A 14,401-nucleotide genomic window follows, 5' to 3' on the forward strand; every position below is an offset into this window, starting at 1 on the left:
GAAGACACCGACCGCTCCCGCGCTCTGCCTAAGAAGACAAGCCATGGCGGGGTCTTATCCCGGCAACGGCAGCTCGTGTTCTGCCGCCACTTCGCGCAGCAGCCGGACGGCATGCCGGATATTGGGGCTGGCGGTCATGGTCTTTCGATAGACGATTCCCACGGCTCGCTGCTGGACGGGGTTGACGACCGGCACAGCAACGACGCCGGGTGGCAGGGGTGGCCTGCCCAGCCGAGGCACCAGTGCTACAGCCACGGCCTGCTCCACCATGGCAATATGGGTGGAGAAATCGGGATCGTAGACACGGATATCGGGGACCCGCCCAAGCCCGGCGAAGATCTGCAGGAGGGCTTCGTTGCAGATAGCGCCGGCCGGCGTACTGACCCAGGTTTCGTCCAGCAGGTCTTCACGCTCGACGACGGTCCGTCCGGCAAGTTCGTGGCTGCTGTTAACGAGGACGTCGGCCTGGTCCAGGCAGAGGTCCTCGTGCGCCAGGTTCTCAGGAATGACCAGCGGCACGGAGTTCCAGTTGTGCACTACCGCAAGCTCAGCCTCGCCTGAAGCAACCCGGTGCACGGCTTCACGCGGGTCCTCCGCCAGCACGCTGACTTCAAGTTCGGAATCCCTACCGATGCGTCCGAGCATTGGCCCCACCAGGCCACGGCAGGCCGTTGAGAACGCCACCAGCCGCAGCAGCCCGGAAGGCTTCGCGGGATCGGCGAGGAGTGTTGCCTGGAGTTCCTCGAGTTCGCCCATGATCCGCCGTCCATAGCCGGCGAGGGCAAGGCCGCGTTCCGTAAGGAGTACACCGCGGCCATTGCGTTCCAGGACGGCCACTCCGGTTTGCTTTTCCAGCTTCTTTATCTGCTGGGAAACCGCCGAAGGACTGTAGCCCATCACGTCCGAGGCGGCCACGACAGATCCGTGCTGTTCCACAGCTACCAGGGCGCGCAGAGCTGAAATGTCGATCATGAAGTAAACCTACTTGATTTCATACAGAATTCAACGCTGGTGCTTAAACCAGTCGAGGTGCCAAAGTGATTCTTGTGAACCTTCGCCACTCCGCCCTCGCCGTCCTCGTCGCTGTCCTTTGGGGCGTGAACTTTGTCGCGATAGACCTTGGCCTCCACGCCAACGGCCGCGATGTCCCGCCGTTGCTGTTCGTCGCCTTCCGATTCCTGCTGGTCGTTTTTCCGTTCATTCTGTTCATCCGCAAACCAGACGTGAGCTGGAAGGCGATCATCGGCGTCGGGCTTTTCATGAGTGCCGGTCAGTTTGGACTGCTGTACCTGGGCATGGCTCTGGGGATGCCCGCGGGCCTGGCCTCCCTCGTCTTGCAGGCGCAGGTGCTGTTCACAGTGCTGATCGCGGCCCGGTTCCTTGGCGAGAGGCCCAGCCGCAGGCAGATGCTGGGCGTTGTGCTCGGCCTCGCGGGTCTGGGCGTGGTCGCGGTGGGGCGCAGCGCCGTGGCTCCTATCCTGCCTCTCATGATTGTGCTGGCGGCGGCGTTGTCCTGGGCGATCGGAAACGTGGTTGCGCGGCACTCGAAAGCGGCGTCGGGCCTTGGGTTGGTGGTCTGGTCCGGGGCCGTAGTGCCGCTCCCTTTGGCGGGATTGTCACTTGTGGTGGACGGCCCGGACACAGTGTGGGCGACCATCACGGACCTCCAAATGCCCACCATCCTGAGCGCCATCTACACGGCGGTTTTCGCCTCGCTTATTGGGTACGGCATCTGGAACCGGCTGTTGACGCTCTACCCGAGTTCCGACGTCGTGCCGTTCACGCTGCTGGTTCCAGTGGTCGGCATGACGGCTGCCTGGCTGGTCCTGAACGAAATCCCCACGGCGCCCGAGATTATGGGAGGGCTGATCCTGCTCGTCGGAGTCGCGACTGCCGTGCTCGGCGCCTCACGAAAACGTCCGGAAACTCCCGTTGTGAGGCCTGCTCTGCGCGTCTAATCGCCCGCGAAGCACGCAGAGCGGGCACCGCAACGCAGCGGGCTAGCGTTTGGAGGCGGGCTTGCGCTGTGTGGAAACGCCCGACGCCGGACGCTTGGCTGCCGTCGAAGGCGTGCGGGGTGTTGCGGGTCGCTTCGCCGGAGAGGCTTTTGCGGCGCCCGAAGGACGTGCCGTCGACGTAGTTGGCCGTTTGGCAGGCGCGGCTGGGCGTGAGCTGGCAGCTCGTTTGGTTGGCGTTGTGGCCCGCTTAGGCACTGGGGCGGGTTGCCTGGCCCTGCTGAAACCAAACGATGGCCAGACTGCCCCGAGGAACAGCACAGCCAGCGTCCCCACCCCAGCCACTGCGGCCAGGTAGAAGTAGATGTCTGAGTCCTCGGTGCTTACAGCACTCCCCATGGCGTTGGCGTCCTGGTTGAACGCGAGGCCCCACATGCGCAGGAATGCAATGCTGAAGCCGATGAACAGGCTAGTCCCGGCAGCGCCAAGGAGAACCACGAGGTATCGCCGCCGGTTGAAGACCTGCACTATCGATGCCAAATAGCAGGTCAGCACCGCTCCCAGGAACAAGTACAGAACCAGTTCTTCGAGTACCACGGCTGCGAGCACCAAGAGCCCGAGGGACACAAAAGCGGCTACCACCGCAAGCTTTCCGCTGTTCCCCATGTGACGCATGAGTCTAATCATCGCCGACCAGCGGGCCGCGCCACGCCGTCGTAGATTGCAGTTGGATACCGTTCCCGGGGAAGACCTACTTCACGACGTACCCGTGCATGATGGTCATGACCGCGGCGACACTCTGTTCCCGGGTGCGCTCGGGGTTGTAGGTTTGTCGGTCGAGTCCCACCACGAAGATAGCCCCGAAAATGGCCGCCTCCAGGCTGCCGCGGACGATTGACTCGTCCACCTTGTATCCGGCGGCCACACGTTCCACCGCCGAACCGATCACGGCCAGGAGTTCGCCTCGTAGCTCCGCAAACACGGCACTCCACTCGCCGGGAGTGCGCCAATTCTCGCTGACCCACAGGCGTGCGAAAGACGGGTACTCGTCCATGAACTCCATGGCCTGGCCCACCATGTTCTTCATGGACTCCAGGGGATCGCTGCTCTGCCCTTCGATTGCCTGGAGACTGACCAGCATGATGTCCACGCCGTGCCGCAGCAGCTGCGCGATCAGGTCCGACTTGCTGCCGAAGTTGTAGTAGACCGTTCCCTTGGACACGCCGGCCGCGGCCGCGATCTCATCCACGGTCACACCAGCGGCGCCACGTTCGCCAATCAGCTCCATGGACGCTTCGAAGAGGCGCTGCCTGGTGGCGTTGGTGCGCCCGGGACGCAGCTTCTTTTCCGCGGTTCCTGCGGCGGGCCCCGGCTCTGAAGGGGCTACCGGCTGGGTGCTGGTCATACTGCGATCTCCGGCTTCAGCGTCTTGAGGGTCCACATCTTGTGTTTGCGGACAGCGAGCGTGGACAGTGCCGCTCCCAGCAAAGTGTATCCAAGCAGGCCCAGGACCGTCGGCCAGATCATGCTGAGTTCGCCGCCGTAGATCAGATGCCGCATCCCGGTGACGACGTAGCCCATGGGCAGGACTTCGTGCACCACGTGAAGTGGCATGGGAGTGGTCTGCCAAGGGAATGTGCCGCCCGAGGACACGAGCTGCAGGACCAGCAGGATCAGCACCACGAACTTGCCCGGGGTTCCCATGAGCGCCACGATGCCCTGGATGATCGCACTGAATGCCATCACGGCGGCCAGCATGAACAACCACATGCCTACTGGGTGGGCGGCGTTCAAGCCGAGGCCCAAATTCACCACGAGGGTCAGGATCGTGGCCTGCAGGACCGAGACAACGAAGAACGGAAGCCAGCCTCCGACGGCGATTTTCCATGCCGGGGCGTTCGACGCCAGCGCCCGCTGGGTGATAGGTCGCATGGCCTGTACCAGCATGAACACACCGATCCAGAGCGCCAGCGTCAGGAAGAAGGGTGCCAGGCCGGCGCCATAAGAACCTGCCTTGGCCTGCGATACGTTGTCCACCGCGACGGGATCTGCGATCACTTTGGAAACACTGCTCTTCTGTTCATCGTTCGGGTTCGGGATTTCCCCGGCACCCTTGGCAAGCTCTGTGGCCAGGGTATGTGAGCCATCGGAAGCCTTCACTGCGCCAGTGGCAAGCTGTCCGGCACCGTCGTTGAGTTGGTGGGCGCCGTCGTCGAGCTTTATGGCACCGTCCAGTGCGCTCTGCTGGCCGGCGGCCAGCGCGGACGCCCCGGTTTTCAGCTGCCCGGCTCCGGCCGCTGCCTGCGAAATCGCGTCCGTGAGAGTAGGCGTTGCGGCGGCGAGCTTCGATGCCCCTGCGCTCACCGCAGCTGAACCATCGGAGAGCTGCTGGATCTTGGCGGCGTCGCCCGCGATCTTGGCCTTTGCGTCCGTGACGGGGCTAGATGCGGCGGCCGCGTCGAAGTCCGCCAGGACCTTGTCTGCCTGCTCCTGCGTCAGTACGCCGGCGGTGACCAGACGGGTGTTGGATTCCACAACACGGTTGCGGAGGCCCTTGTCCGCGGCATCCAGCTGCCCGACGACGTCCTGGACCTTCGCATTCAGCTCGGCGTTCCCGGCGGCTACTTGCGCCGCACCGTCGGCAAGCTTTTGCGAATCCGCCGGGAGGGTAGCCGTTTTGTTCTTCAGCTCAGTGAGGCCCGAGCTCAGCTGTCCTGCGCCGCTGTTGAGTTGCACAGCGCCGTCGCGCAGTTTGGTCTGCCCGGCGACCAGCTGGTCTGCCCCGGTGACCAACTGCGTGGTTCCGTCATGCAGCGTTGCAGCGCCATCACTGAGCTGACCCACTCCCGTGGCGAGTTCGGACGCTCCGTCGGCAGCCTTCACGATGGAGGCGTGGATGGTGCCGAAACCGGTGAGGAGCTGGTTGGCTGTTTCCTCGCCGACCTCCTTGGCGACCGTTGAATGAACTGCTGTGGTGAGTTTGTCCACGATGGTGCTCAGCAGGTAGTTGTTGGCGTCGTTCGTGGTGACATGGAGCATCGCCTGGTTGGCGGCGTCGAAGCTGCCGGGGGAGACCAGGTTCGCGGAGAAGTCCTTGGGGATCCGCAGAGCGAAGGCGTATTCGCCGGTCCGAACACCAGCCTCTGCGGCCTCGGCGCTGGAAACCTGCTTCCAGTTGAAGACGTGGCCGTCTACCAGGCTGTCAGCAACCTTCTTGCCAGCCTGCAGCTCGGTGCCATCCTTGGACGTTGCCCCCGTGTCCTCAACCACCAAGGCGGCGTCGATCTGGTTCAGATTGCCGTACGGATCCCAATTGGCGTAGAGATACACCGCGCCGTAGAGCAGCGGCACCATGGTCAGGGCCAGGATGGTCAGCTTGGGCAGGAGCCCGCCGGTCATGCGCTTAAGTTCGGAGCGGGCAAGCCGCAGAACAGTCACTTTGCAGTCCTTTGAAGGTCTTTGAATTCGGGTTCGGATGCTTCGTCTTGAATCTCGCGGGCCGGGATTGGGCTCGTTGTCGCTTGCGGGTTCGTCGCCTGTGCAGGCTCGGACACTTCAATGGTTTCCGGTTCCTGCGGGTGGGCCACTGAGTTGCCAATTACGGCAGCAGGGCCAGCCCAGTTGTCCGGGAGGGCGCTGACGACGGCGACGACGGCAAGGGGCCGCCCGGCGTCGGACGCCAGTGCCTCAAGCCGGGGCAACCACGCCGCGGGATCGGCGCTGTGGCGATCGGGCGAGTCGACCACCAGGAGGTCGGTAGCTGGATCTGCCAAGGCGAGGGCAGTCAGGAGCTCGAGCCGGCGGCCGGCGGGAAGCTGTTCGATCCACAAGCCGGCAATGTCTTCAAAGCTGTTGATCTTCAGCCACGGTTTGCTGAGCAGCGCGCCACGGTAACGGCGGGGGATGAGGGAGAGGTCCTCTGTGACGAGGTCGCGAACGCTTAGATGCTGTTCAGGCTCATTGACGCCGGGCGAATCCACCAAGGCGCTCGCCAGCCGGATCTTCTTGGTCTTGCTGTTGTTGTCCCAACTGAGGACGCCGTTGCTGGGTTTCATGCGGCCACTGAGTGCCAAGGCCAAGGCGGTCCGCTGGTCCTGGCCTTCGCCGGCCACTAGCAAGAGTTCGCCACGACGGGCCTGGAGTGACGTTGCCGGAAGGAGGTCATCCCGGCGGCCGTTGATCTGGAGTTGCTGTACGGACAGCACAATGAGCCTTTCGCAGAAATGGTGTCTGCTGAAAGTCTAACTGAACTGACCAGTCAGTTCAAATAAGCGCTAGAGGCCGTACTTCTCCAAAAGCCGCAACCACACCTCGCTGAGGGTGGGGTACGACGGCACAGCATGCCACAACCTGTCCAAGGGGACTTCGCCTACGATCGCGATGGTGGCCGAGTGGAGCAGTTCAGCTACCCCCGGCCCGACGAACGTAGCGCCAAGGATGACTTTCCGGTCCTCGTCCACCACGATCTGCGCCCACCCTTTGTAATCGGCGGAATAGAGCTGGGATCCGGAGACGTTGATGGGCAACTCCACTCCCGTGACGTGCTTGCCCTGGAGCAGGGCCTGCTCAAGGCTGGGACCCACCGAGGCCACTTCCGGATCTGTGAAGACGACGCTTGGAATGGCGTGCTCGTCGGCCGTATGTGCCCACGCGCTCCAGGGACGGGGCGTGCCCTGGAGCTTGCCATTTGCCCGGGCAACGATGGCATCGCCGGTAGCCCGGGCTTCGTACTTGCCCTGGTGCGTAAGCAACACATTGCCCGCGGCATCGCCTGCGGCGTACAGCCACAGCCCACTGGTGCCATCGCTTGCCGGGCCCTCCACCAGCCCACTGGCATCCGTAGTGAGCCGGAGCGGTTTTCCGTTCTGCGGTTCAACCCCCACATTTTCCAAGCCCAAATTGGCCAATGCCGGATGCCGGCCGGACGCGACCAGGAGTTTGTCAGCCGTGACGGTCCCGCCGTTGAACGTGACCGTGACCGAGCCGTCGTCGTTCTTTTCTACTTTGTCCACATCCGTGTGGAGGTGGACTGTTACCCCATCGGCGCGCAGCCCTGCCAGGACCAGGTCAGCTGCCTCTTCTGGATAGCTGCTCAGAAGGCGACCACGAGCAATAAGTGTCACCACGGAACCAAGGCGGGCAAAAGCCTGGGCTAATTCGACGCCGGCCACTCCACCTCCGAGCACCGCAAACCGCTGTGGGATGACTTTTGCCGCAGTGGCACCGCGGGTGGTCCAGAAGGGTACGTCCTTGAGGCCCTCGATATCCGGGATGGTAGGTGTGGAACCTGTGGCCACGACCACGGCATGGTGCGCTTTGAGCGCGTAGCTGTTGCCGTCGAGCCCGTCCACCTGGACCTCGCGTGGTCCTGTGATGCGCCCTCGTCCACGGATCAGCTCGATGCCGGCACTATCCAGCCATTCGACCTGGCTCCCGTCCTGCCAGTTGTTCGTGAACCAGTCCCGGTGCTTCAGTGCCGACTTTGCGTCAATAACTCCGGTGACCGCTTCCGACGCCCCGGGAATTCCCTGCGCCGCGTGGAGCACGCTGCCTGGCCGGAGGAGCGCTTTGGAAGGAATGCACGCCCAATAGGAGCATTCGCCGCCAACCAGTTCGCTTTCCACAACCACTGCCGTCAGTCCGCCACGAGCCACGCGGTCCGCAACATTTTCCCCGACGGCGCCCGCGCCGATCACAATTACGTCAAATTCACGGGAGTTTTCGGCAGCCATGGGAGAAGCCTACAACCGCTTCCTCCGGGTTGTGAGGCCCGTTTTGCGTGCTTCGCGGGGGTTTTGGGGCGCAGAGCAGGCCCAGCAACGCGGGGGTTGAGTCCTTAGACGTGCATCGCGCCCTTGAACCAGCCCGTAATTGTGGCCGGATGTGTGATCGCGGTGCCCACAACCACTGCGAACGCGCCGGCATTGAGGGCCTGACGTGCCTGGGCGGGGGTGTGGATGCGACCTTCGGCGATGAGCGGCTTGCCCAGTTCGGCAGAGGCGATCTGCTCCAGCAACTCCAGGTCCGGGCCGTCGGTCTTGGGGCGCTCGCCGGTGTAACCAGCCAACGTTGTGCCGATCAGGTCCGCGCCGGCTTCAACGGCTACAACAGCATCGTCAAAGGAACCGCAATCAGCCATGACCAAGGCATGGGACTCCGCGTGGATTCCGGCAACGGTCGCAGCCAGCGACAAACCGTCCGGGCGGGCCCGGCGGGTGCCATCAATCGCGACAACATGTGCACCGGCACCAGCCACGGCAAGCGCGTGCCGGAGCGTGGGGGTGATGAAGACGCCATCGTGCCCGTCCTTCCAGAGCCCGATGACGGGAACTTCGACGGCGGCACGCGTGAACTGTACGTCGGCTAACCCTTGGACTCGGATCGCCGCAGCCCCGCCGATGACAGCCGAGGCCGCCACCTGGGCCGTGGTGCGGGGATCGCGCATGGGTTCGCCGGGATACGCCTGGCAGGAGACGATCAGCTGGGAACGGAGGGCTTCGATGCCGTCGGGGGTCAGGATCATGTTGTCTCTCTTCTAAAGGACGAGTTTCGCGGCACCAACGATGGCCGCGGTGTTGCCCAGGGTTGCCCGCAGCACGGGGACCTCGGCCAACGGTGCCAGCAATTCCTGGCGCAAAGCCGTCTCCATGGGTTCCCACCAGAGCCCCTCGGCGTCCGCCAGCCCACCTGAAATCACTACGGTTTCAGGGTCAAGAATGTTGATGAGTCCGCCCACGGCTTGGCCTGCGGCGGCCGCGCCGAGAGCAACGGCACGCAAGGCAGCTGCTCGGCTGGAGGTAGCGGCAGCACCGCCGTCGTGAGTTCCCGAAGCGGCCAGCGCAAACACGCCCCGCGTGTCCGCTGCCTCATGCGAGGAACCACCAAAGCGCAGGTACGACTCGTAGATGGCGGGCCCCGAAGCCACGGCCTCGACGTGTCCTGATCCACCACACACACAAGACAACGGAACGCCGTCAAATACAGCCAGCGGCGACGCGAAGTGACCCACATGCCCGCCAACAAAGCGGTGTCCGAGAACAGGTTCGCCGTTCAGCACAAAGCTCCCGCCGACGCCGGTTCCGAACGCCACCATGAGCGAACTTGAGGAGCCGGCGGCCGCGCCAAGCCAGGCCTCACCGAGAGCGTGGGCGTGGACGTCGTTGACGGCCCGGACCGCCGAAAGAGGCAGGGAAAGCCGGGTGGACAGCCCCGAAACAAGCTCAGTCCCGGCCCAGCCATGAATCGCATCCGTGGCTGACACCACGGCCCCGGAAGAAGAATCAATAACCCCGGCGGAGCCGATGCCGACGCCGGAAACTGTAACTCCGGCGTCGGCAGCCTGCTCCACCAAGCCCGCGATCAGCGCCGCAGTGGCGTCGAGGATCGCTTCGCCACCGTCCCTGTTCAACGTCGGAATGGTCTCCGACATGAGCACTTCACCAAGCTCGGAAACAACCCCGGCGGCAGTTTTGGTGCCGCCGAGGTCAACACCGACCACGTGGGTCATGGAAGGGGTCATGAAAATTTAGACCAGCCCGTTCCGTTCCAGGATTTCACGGATCAGCGCCGTCTCTTCGGAGTTCAGGGACAGCATGGGCTCGCTCATGGTGTTGGACTCAATAACTCCCATGACCTGAAGTGCAGTCTTGAAAGCACCCAGGCCAGCAGCGCCGCCGGACACGCGGCCGTTAGGGGTGTAGACGATCTCGAAGACGTCGGCCAGACGGTCCTGCTCCCTTGCTGCGAGAGCCCAGTCGCCCGTCTGGGCAGCGTCGAACAGGCGGCGGTAGCCGGCCGGATCAACGTTGCCGAGACCCGGAACCACGCCCTGCGCACCGCCCAGGAGGGCGCCGTCCACCACAACTTCGTGGCCAGTGAAAATATCGAAGTTGGGAATGTCCTTGGCGGCGAGCAGCAGTTGGCGGAACGAAACGTCGTCGCCCGAGGAGTCCTTGACGCCGGCAATGACGCCGTCGCGGCCGAGGCGTACCAGGAGGTCCGTGGGCAGCTTGAAGTGCGTGCGGACCGGGACGTCGTAAGCGAAGATCGGCTTCTCGATGGCGGCGTGGATGCTGCGGAAATGCGTCTCGGTTTCCGCCGCATTGCCGATGGCGTAGTACATGGACGTGACAACGATCGCGTCGGCACCTAGATCCACCACCTTCCGCGCTTCCTCGATCACCCGGTTGGTGGTCTGCTCGTTGGCGCCGACGATTAGTGGGACCGCTCCGGCGTTGGCGTCGGCGATGGTGGAGACCACCAGCTCACGCTCGTCGTTGGTCAGGTAGGGGACTTCCCCGGAGGATCCCAGGACGAAAAGTCCGGACACCCCGCCGTCGATCAGGTGCTTGGTGACGTTCTTCAGCGACGCGGTGTCGATGCTGCCGTCGGCGTGGCGGGGGGTGATGACCGGGGGGATGACGCCCTGGAACTGAGTGGACACAGAATTCTCCGTTGTTTGTAACTTGTGAAGGGAAAAACTAGATGTGGAGCAGGCTCGGCGCGGCGCCCAGCAGCTTCTTGGTGTAGTCGTTGCTGGGGTTGTCGAAGACCTGGGTGGCTGTGCCTTGTTCGACGATCTTGCCGAAGTACATGACGCAGATACGGTCCGAGACGTAGCGGACGGTCTGGATGTCGTGCGAGATGAACACCATGCCGAGGTTCAGCTGGGTCTTCAGGTCCGAGAGCAGGTTCAGGACCTGCGCGCGAACGGAAACGTCCAAGGCCGACGTCGGCTCGTCCGCCACAATGATGTCCGGATCCAGCGCCAGTGCACGGGCGATCGCCACACGCTGGCGCTGACCACCGGAAACCTGCGACGGCGTCACCTCGGCTGCCGAGTGCGGCAGGCCAACCAGCGCCAACAGTTCCTTGACCTTGGCAGCACGGCTGGAAGCGTTCCCGATGCCGTGGATCTGCAGGGGGTCGGTGAGGATGTCCTGGATGGTCATGCGCGGGTTGAGCGCCGTAGCCGGGTCCTGGAAGACGACCGAGACGGAGCGTCCAAACTGTTTTCGCATGGCGGCGTTCCGCTTGATGGCGGGCTTTCCGTGGAACAAGACCTGGCCCGACGTCGGTGGTTGGAGTCCCACAAGTACGGACGCGAGGGTGGACTTGCCACAGCCGGACTCACCAACGATGCCCACGGTTTCGCCGCGGCTGATGGTGAAGTCCACTCCGTCAACGGCTTTGACGATGTTGGGTCGGAAAAGTCCGCCGGTCCTTGCATGGTGGTAGACCTTGACGTCCTTGAGCTCGATGACCGGCTTGGAGCCTGAATCGCTCATTTTGCGTCCTCCTTCAGGTGGCTCGCCCAGTAGTGGTCGGCGTCGTCACCGTCGGCGGTTGGAACGGTGGTGAGGACGAGCTTCTGGTTGGGATCGGCGTCGGCCCTGAGTGAGCGGGCCGCGAAGCGGTCTCCCGCAGCAAAATCGCGCGGTGAAGGGACTGTGCCGGGGATCTGGTGCAGCCGGACGGCGTCGGCCTCGATGGAGAGGACGGCACCCAGCAAGCCGCGGGTGTACTCGTGCTTGGGGTTCTGCAGCAGCTCGGAAGCCTGTGCGGATTCCACCACCTGGCCGGCATACATCACCGTGATGCGGTGCGCCAGGGATGCCACCAAAGCGAGGTCGTGGCTGACGAACACCATGGCGAAGCCGAGTTGCTCCCGAAGTTCGTTGAGCAGATCCACCACCTGCTTTTGCACGGTGACATCCAAGGCGGTGGTGGGCTCATCGGCAACAACGATCTTCGGTGAGCGGGACAGGGCCATGGCGATCAGCACGCGCTGGCGTTGGCCGCCGGAGAGCTCATGGGGGTAGCTGGCAAGCGTCCTGGCGGGGTCCAGTTTCACCATTTCCAGCAGTTCAGCAGGTGTCTTTCGGCCACCACGTTTGGTGAGCTGCTCCAGCTGGTCCTTGATCTTCATGGATGGGTTCAGCGAGCTCAACGCGTCCTGGTAGACCATGGCAATCTGCTCCCCGCGCAGGCCCTCATAGGCCTTGGGGTTGCTGTGCTGCGTCTTCGCCTCGAGGAGTTCCTTGCCATCAAACAGGATGGAACCGGTGACTTGTGCTGTCTTGGGCAGGAGGCCCATCACAGCGAGTGACGTGATCGACTTGCCACAACCGGACTCGCCCACCAGGCCCATGGTTTCGCCTTCGCGGACCGTGAAGGAGACGTTGTCCACGATTGCGGTCTCGCCGAAACGGCCCGGGAAGCGGATGGACAGGTTTTTCACCTCAAGGACATTGCGGGCTCCGGGGGCGACCTGCGGGAGGCGGTCCGTGCGCTTGGCTTCGATGGCTGCCAGCAGTTCCAATTCGCGGTCCAGGAGGAGGTGCGGGTTGGCGGCGGCCAGCTTCACATCGGTGAGGACGGCGGAGCTGCCCCGGTCAGAAGTGACAGTGTCGCCGAAAGCCGGCCGAACGCCGTCGAGCTCGTGTTCCTCCACCACTGACGGCTGGGCAACGGAGGTAGCGACCTCGGAATCAACAGCGATAGCCGCGGCCGAGCCGTCGTCGTCCTTCACTGCCGGCGCGCGGCGCAGCTTCGGGTTCACCATGGCGTCGGTGAGGCCCTCGGCGAGGATGTTCAGGGACAGGACAGTCAGCAGAATTGTCAGGCCAGCGAACGTGGTGGCCCACCAGCCACCGGACAGGACCAGATTGCGGCCGTAGGAAATCACGTTGCCCCATGATGGCGCGGGGTCTTGAACGCCGGCGCCGAGGAAGGAGAGCGAGGCTTCCAGGATGATGGCGTCTGCCACCATCACTGTGGCGAACACCAGTACGGGAGCGGCGGTGTTGCGGACGATGTGCTTGACCAGGATGTAGAACCGGCCTGCACCGATCACGCGTTCGGCACGGACGTAGTCTTCGCCATATTGCGCAAGCACGTTGGCGCGGACCACGCGGGCCAGTTGAGGCGTGTAGATGATGGCGATTGCGATGATGATGGTCGGGACCGAGTTGCCGAACGCGGCCAGCAAAACTGCGGCCAGTGCGATGCCCGGGAACGCCATGAGGATGTCCATGAGCCGCATGATGATCTCGTTGACCGACTTGCTGGAGGTCGCGGCGAAGGATCCGAGCAGTGCACCGGCGAGGATCGCCAGGCCAACCGCGCCAAGGCCGATCAAAAGCGACGACTGCGCACCAAACAGGAGGCGCGAGAAAATGTCGCGGCCCAGGCGGTCGGTGCCGAAGAAGTGCTCGGCGCCAGGCGGGGTTGCCGGGATGAACGTCTCAAGGGGATCGTGCGGAGCGATGACCGGCGCGAGGACGGCCGCGAGCACAATCATGACGAGGAAGAGCAGGGCGATGCGGGAGCCCCAGGGCAGGGCCTTGAAGCGGATGCCCGGGGCACTTAGCCGTTCTGCGAGCTTGCTGCGCATGAGCTATACCGTCCTGATTCGGGGGTTGATGAGCAGGTAGAGGAGGTCCACCACGATGTTCACCAGAACAAAAGTGACCGAGATGGTGAGCACCACGCCCTGGACGAGGTTGACGTCCAGGTTGGTGATGCCGTTGAGGATCAGCTGGCCCATGCCGGGCAGGGCGAAGATCATTTCAATCACGACGGCGCCACCCAGCAGGTAGCCCACGCGGAGTCCCAGCACGGTCACCGGGGTGACGAGGGCATTGCGGAGAACATTCTTGGAAACCACTTCGCGGTAGGGGACGCCGTTGCCGATGGCTGTGCGGACGTAGTCGCGGTCAAGCTCTTCCACCATGGACGTCCGGACCACTCGGATCAACGACGCTGAGACGGGGATGCCGAGCGCAAGTGCCGGAAGGGCCATCGAGTTGAGCCAACCGCCAAAGCCGGATTCCGGCGTCGCAATTCCGCCTGAGGGGAACATCGGGTTGCTCCCCAGGGCGAACCACTGGATGAGCAGGATGCCAAGCCAGAACGACGGCGTGGCGATCGCGGCGATCGAGAAGACGCGGACCAATTGGTCCTGCCACTTGTCGCGGTAGAGGGCGCCGAGGATGCCGAATGCCAGGGAAAGAACAATCGCGATAATGACGCCCAGGAAGGTCAGCTGGAGCGTCAAAGGGAACGCAGAGCCGATCATGGAAGCCACCGACTTTGCCGGCGGGGTTGTGACGCCGAGGTCAAACTGCAGCAGCTTCCCAAGGAAACGGAAGTATTGCAGGACCAAGGGATCGTTCAGGCCATTTTCCTGGCGGTACTGCTGCTTGGCTTCTTCGCTGGCGCCGTCACCAAGGGCGGAACTGGCTTGGTCGCCGGGGGCGGCCTGCAGGACGAGGAAGACGAGCAACGTAATGCCCAGGATCATCAATGGCAATGCTGCAAGCCTGCGACCAAGCAGACGCAATATCGTGACCAATTTGTTCTCCGGTTGGTTGGGGGTGCTGCTGGTTGTGGGGCCTGCTCTGCGTGCTATTTGGGGGATTTAGGCCGCAAAGCAGGCCTCGCAA

13 protein-coding genes are annotated in these 14,401 nt (G+C 63.6%); 1 reads left to right on the top strand and 12 read right to left on the bottom strand.

All coding sequences use genetic code 11. The features are described from left to right. Nucleotides 1-54: 54 nt before the first annotated feature. Complete coding sequence (locus AC6I99_RS04210) at nt 55-972, bottom strand: LysR family transcriptional regulator (RefSeq protein ID WP_497960445.1); 918 nt, start codon at nt 970-972, stop codon at nt 55-57. 74 nt (nt 973-1,046) lie between these two features. On the opposite strand from AC6I99_RS04210, the gene AC6I99_RS04215 reads away from it, so the two are divergent. After that, on the top strand, nt 1,047-1,958 hold the full coding sequence (locus AC6I99_RS04215) for an EamA family transporter (protein WP_497961922.1): 912 nt from the start codon (nt 1,047-1,049) through the stop codon (nt 1,956-1,958). Nucleotides 1,959-2,000: 42 nt separating this feature from the next. Here the strand turns inward: AC6I99_RS04215 and AC6I99_RS04220 are convergent, their stop codons facing one another. The 11 genes from AC6I99_RS04220 to AC6I99_RS04270 all read right to left on the bottom strand — a co-directional run bounded on the left by AC6I99_RS04220 (nt 2,001) and on the right by AC6I99_RS04270 (nt 14,310). Next, nucleotides 2,001-2,621, bottom strand: coding sequence for a hypothetical protein (locus AC6I99_RS04220; RefSeq protein ID WP_497960447.1), 621 nt, complete (start codon nt 2,619-2,621; stop codon nt 2,001-2,003). 85 nt (nt 2,622-2,706) lie between these two features. After that, entirely contained in the window at nt 2,707-3,360 is a 654-nt protein-coding gene (locus AC6I99_RS04225; protein WP_497960449.1) for a TetR/AcrR family transcriptional regulator, read from the bottom strand. Continuing rightward, a complete protein-coding gene (locus tag AC6I99_RS04230) occupies nt 3,357-5,393 on the bottom strand; it encodes a YhgE/Pip family protein (protein WP_497960451.1) in 2,037 nt (678 codons plus the stop codon). The genes AC6I99_RS04225 and AC6I99_RS04230 overlap by 4 nt, the downstream gene beginning before the upstream one ends. Next, nucleotides 5,390-6,160: a P-loop NTPase family protein gene (locus AC6I99_RS04235; protein WP_497960453.1), complete on the bottom strand. Its 771-nt coding sequence runs from the start codon at nt 6,158-6,160 to the stop codon at nt 5,390-5,392. The genes AC6I99_RS04230 and AC6I99_RS04235 overlap by 4 nt, the downstream gene beginning before the upstream one ends. 69 nt (nt 6,161-6,229) lie before the next feature. Further along, a complete protein-coding gene (locus AC6I99_RS04240; RefSeq protein ID WP_497960455.1) occupies nt 6,230-7,687 on the bottom strand; it encodes a dihydrolipoyl dehydrogenase family protein in 1,458 nt (485 codons plus the stop codon). A gap of 104 nt (nt 7,688-7,791) precedes the next feature. Then, nucleotides 7,792-8,478, bottom strand: coding sequence for an N-acetylmannosamine-6-phosphate 2-epimerase (locus tag AC6I99_RS04245; protein WP_497960457.1), 687 nt, complete (start codon nt 8,476-8,478; stop codon nt 7,792-7,794). A gap of 12 nt (nt 8,479-8,490) precedes the next feature. Further along, complete coding sequence (locus AC6I99_RS04250) at nt 8,491-9,462, bottom strand: ROK family protein (RefSeq protein WP_497960459.1); 972 nt, start codon at nt 9,460-9,462, stop codon at nt 8,491-8,493. Between the two features lie 18 nt (nt 9,463-9,480). Then, nucleotides 9,481-10,398 (bottom strand): dihydrodipicolinate synthase family protein, encoded by a 918-nt coding sequence (locus AC6I99_RS04255; RefSeq protein WP_497960461.1) that lies wholly within the window; start codon nt 10,396-10,398, stop codon nt 9,481-9,483. A gap of 37 nt (nt 10,399-10,435) precedes the next feature. Beyond that, nucleotides 10,436-11,242: an ABC transporter ATP-binding protein gene (locus AC6I99_RS04260; protein ID WP_497960463.1), complete on the bottom strand. Its 807-nt coding sequence runs from the start codon at nt 11,240-11,242 to the stop codon at nt 10,436-10,438. Beyond that, the gene (locus tag AC6I99_RS04265; protein WP_497960464.1) at nt 11,239-13,350 is read right to left on the bottom strand and encodes a dipeptide/oligopeptide/nickel ABC transporter permease/ATP-binding protein; all 2,112 of its coding nucleotides are present in this window, start codon (nt 13,348-13,350) and stop codon (nt 11,239-11,241) included. Before AC6I99_RS04265 ends, AC6I99_RS04260 begins: the two co-directional genes overlap by 4 nt. A 3-nt stretch (nt 13,351-13,353) precedes the next feature. Next, on the bottom strand, nt 13,354-14,310 hold the full coding sequence (locus AC6I99_RS04270) for an ABC transporter permease (RefSeq protein ID WP_224094398.1): 957 nt from the start codon (nt 14,308-14,310) through the stop codon (nt 13,354-13,356). Between the last annotated feature and the right edge of the window lie 91 nt (nt 14,311-14,401).

The organism is Arthrobacter sp. TmtSoilC77, from assembly GCF_059739415.1.

Coding starts and splice junctions, on each gene's coding strand:
- AC6I99_RS04210 (WP_497960445.1), bottom strand. CDS start 972: ATGATCGACATTTCAGCTCTGCGCGCCCTGGTAGCTGTGGAACAGCAC.
- AC6I99_RS04220 (WP_497960447.1), bottom strand. CDS start 2,621: ATGGGGAACAGCGGAAAGCTTGCGGTGGTAGCCGCTTTTGTGTCCCTC.
- AC6I99_RS04225 (WP_497960449.1), bottom strand. CDS start 3,360: ATGACCAGCACCCAGCCGGTAGCCCCTTCAGAGCCGGGGCCCGCCGCA.
- AC6I99_RS04240 (WP_497960455.1), bottom strand. CDS start 7,687: ATGGCTGCCGAAAACTCCCGTGAATTTGACGTAATTGTGATCGGCGCG.
- AC6I99_RS04245 (WP_497960457.1), bottom strand. CDS start 8,478: ATGATCCTGACCCCCGACGGCATCGAAGCCCTCCGTTCCCAGCTGATC.
- AC6I99_RS04250 (WP_497960459.1), bottom strand. CDS start 9,462: ATGACCCACGTGGTCGGTGTTGACCTCGGCGGCACCAAAACTGCCGCC.
- AC6I99_RS04260 (WP_497960463.1), bottom strand. CDS start 11,242: ATGAGCGATTCAGGCTCCAAGCCGGTCATCGAGCTCAAGGACGTCAAG.
- AC6I99_RS04265 (WP_497960464.1), bottom strand. CDS start 13,350: ATGCGCAGCAAGCTCGCAGAACGGCTAAGTGCCCCGGGCATCCGCTTC.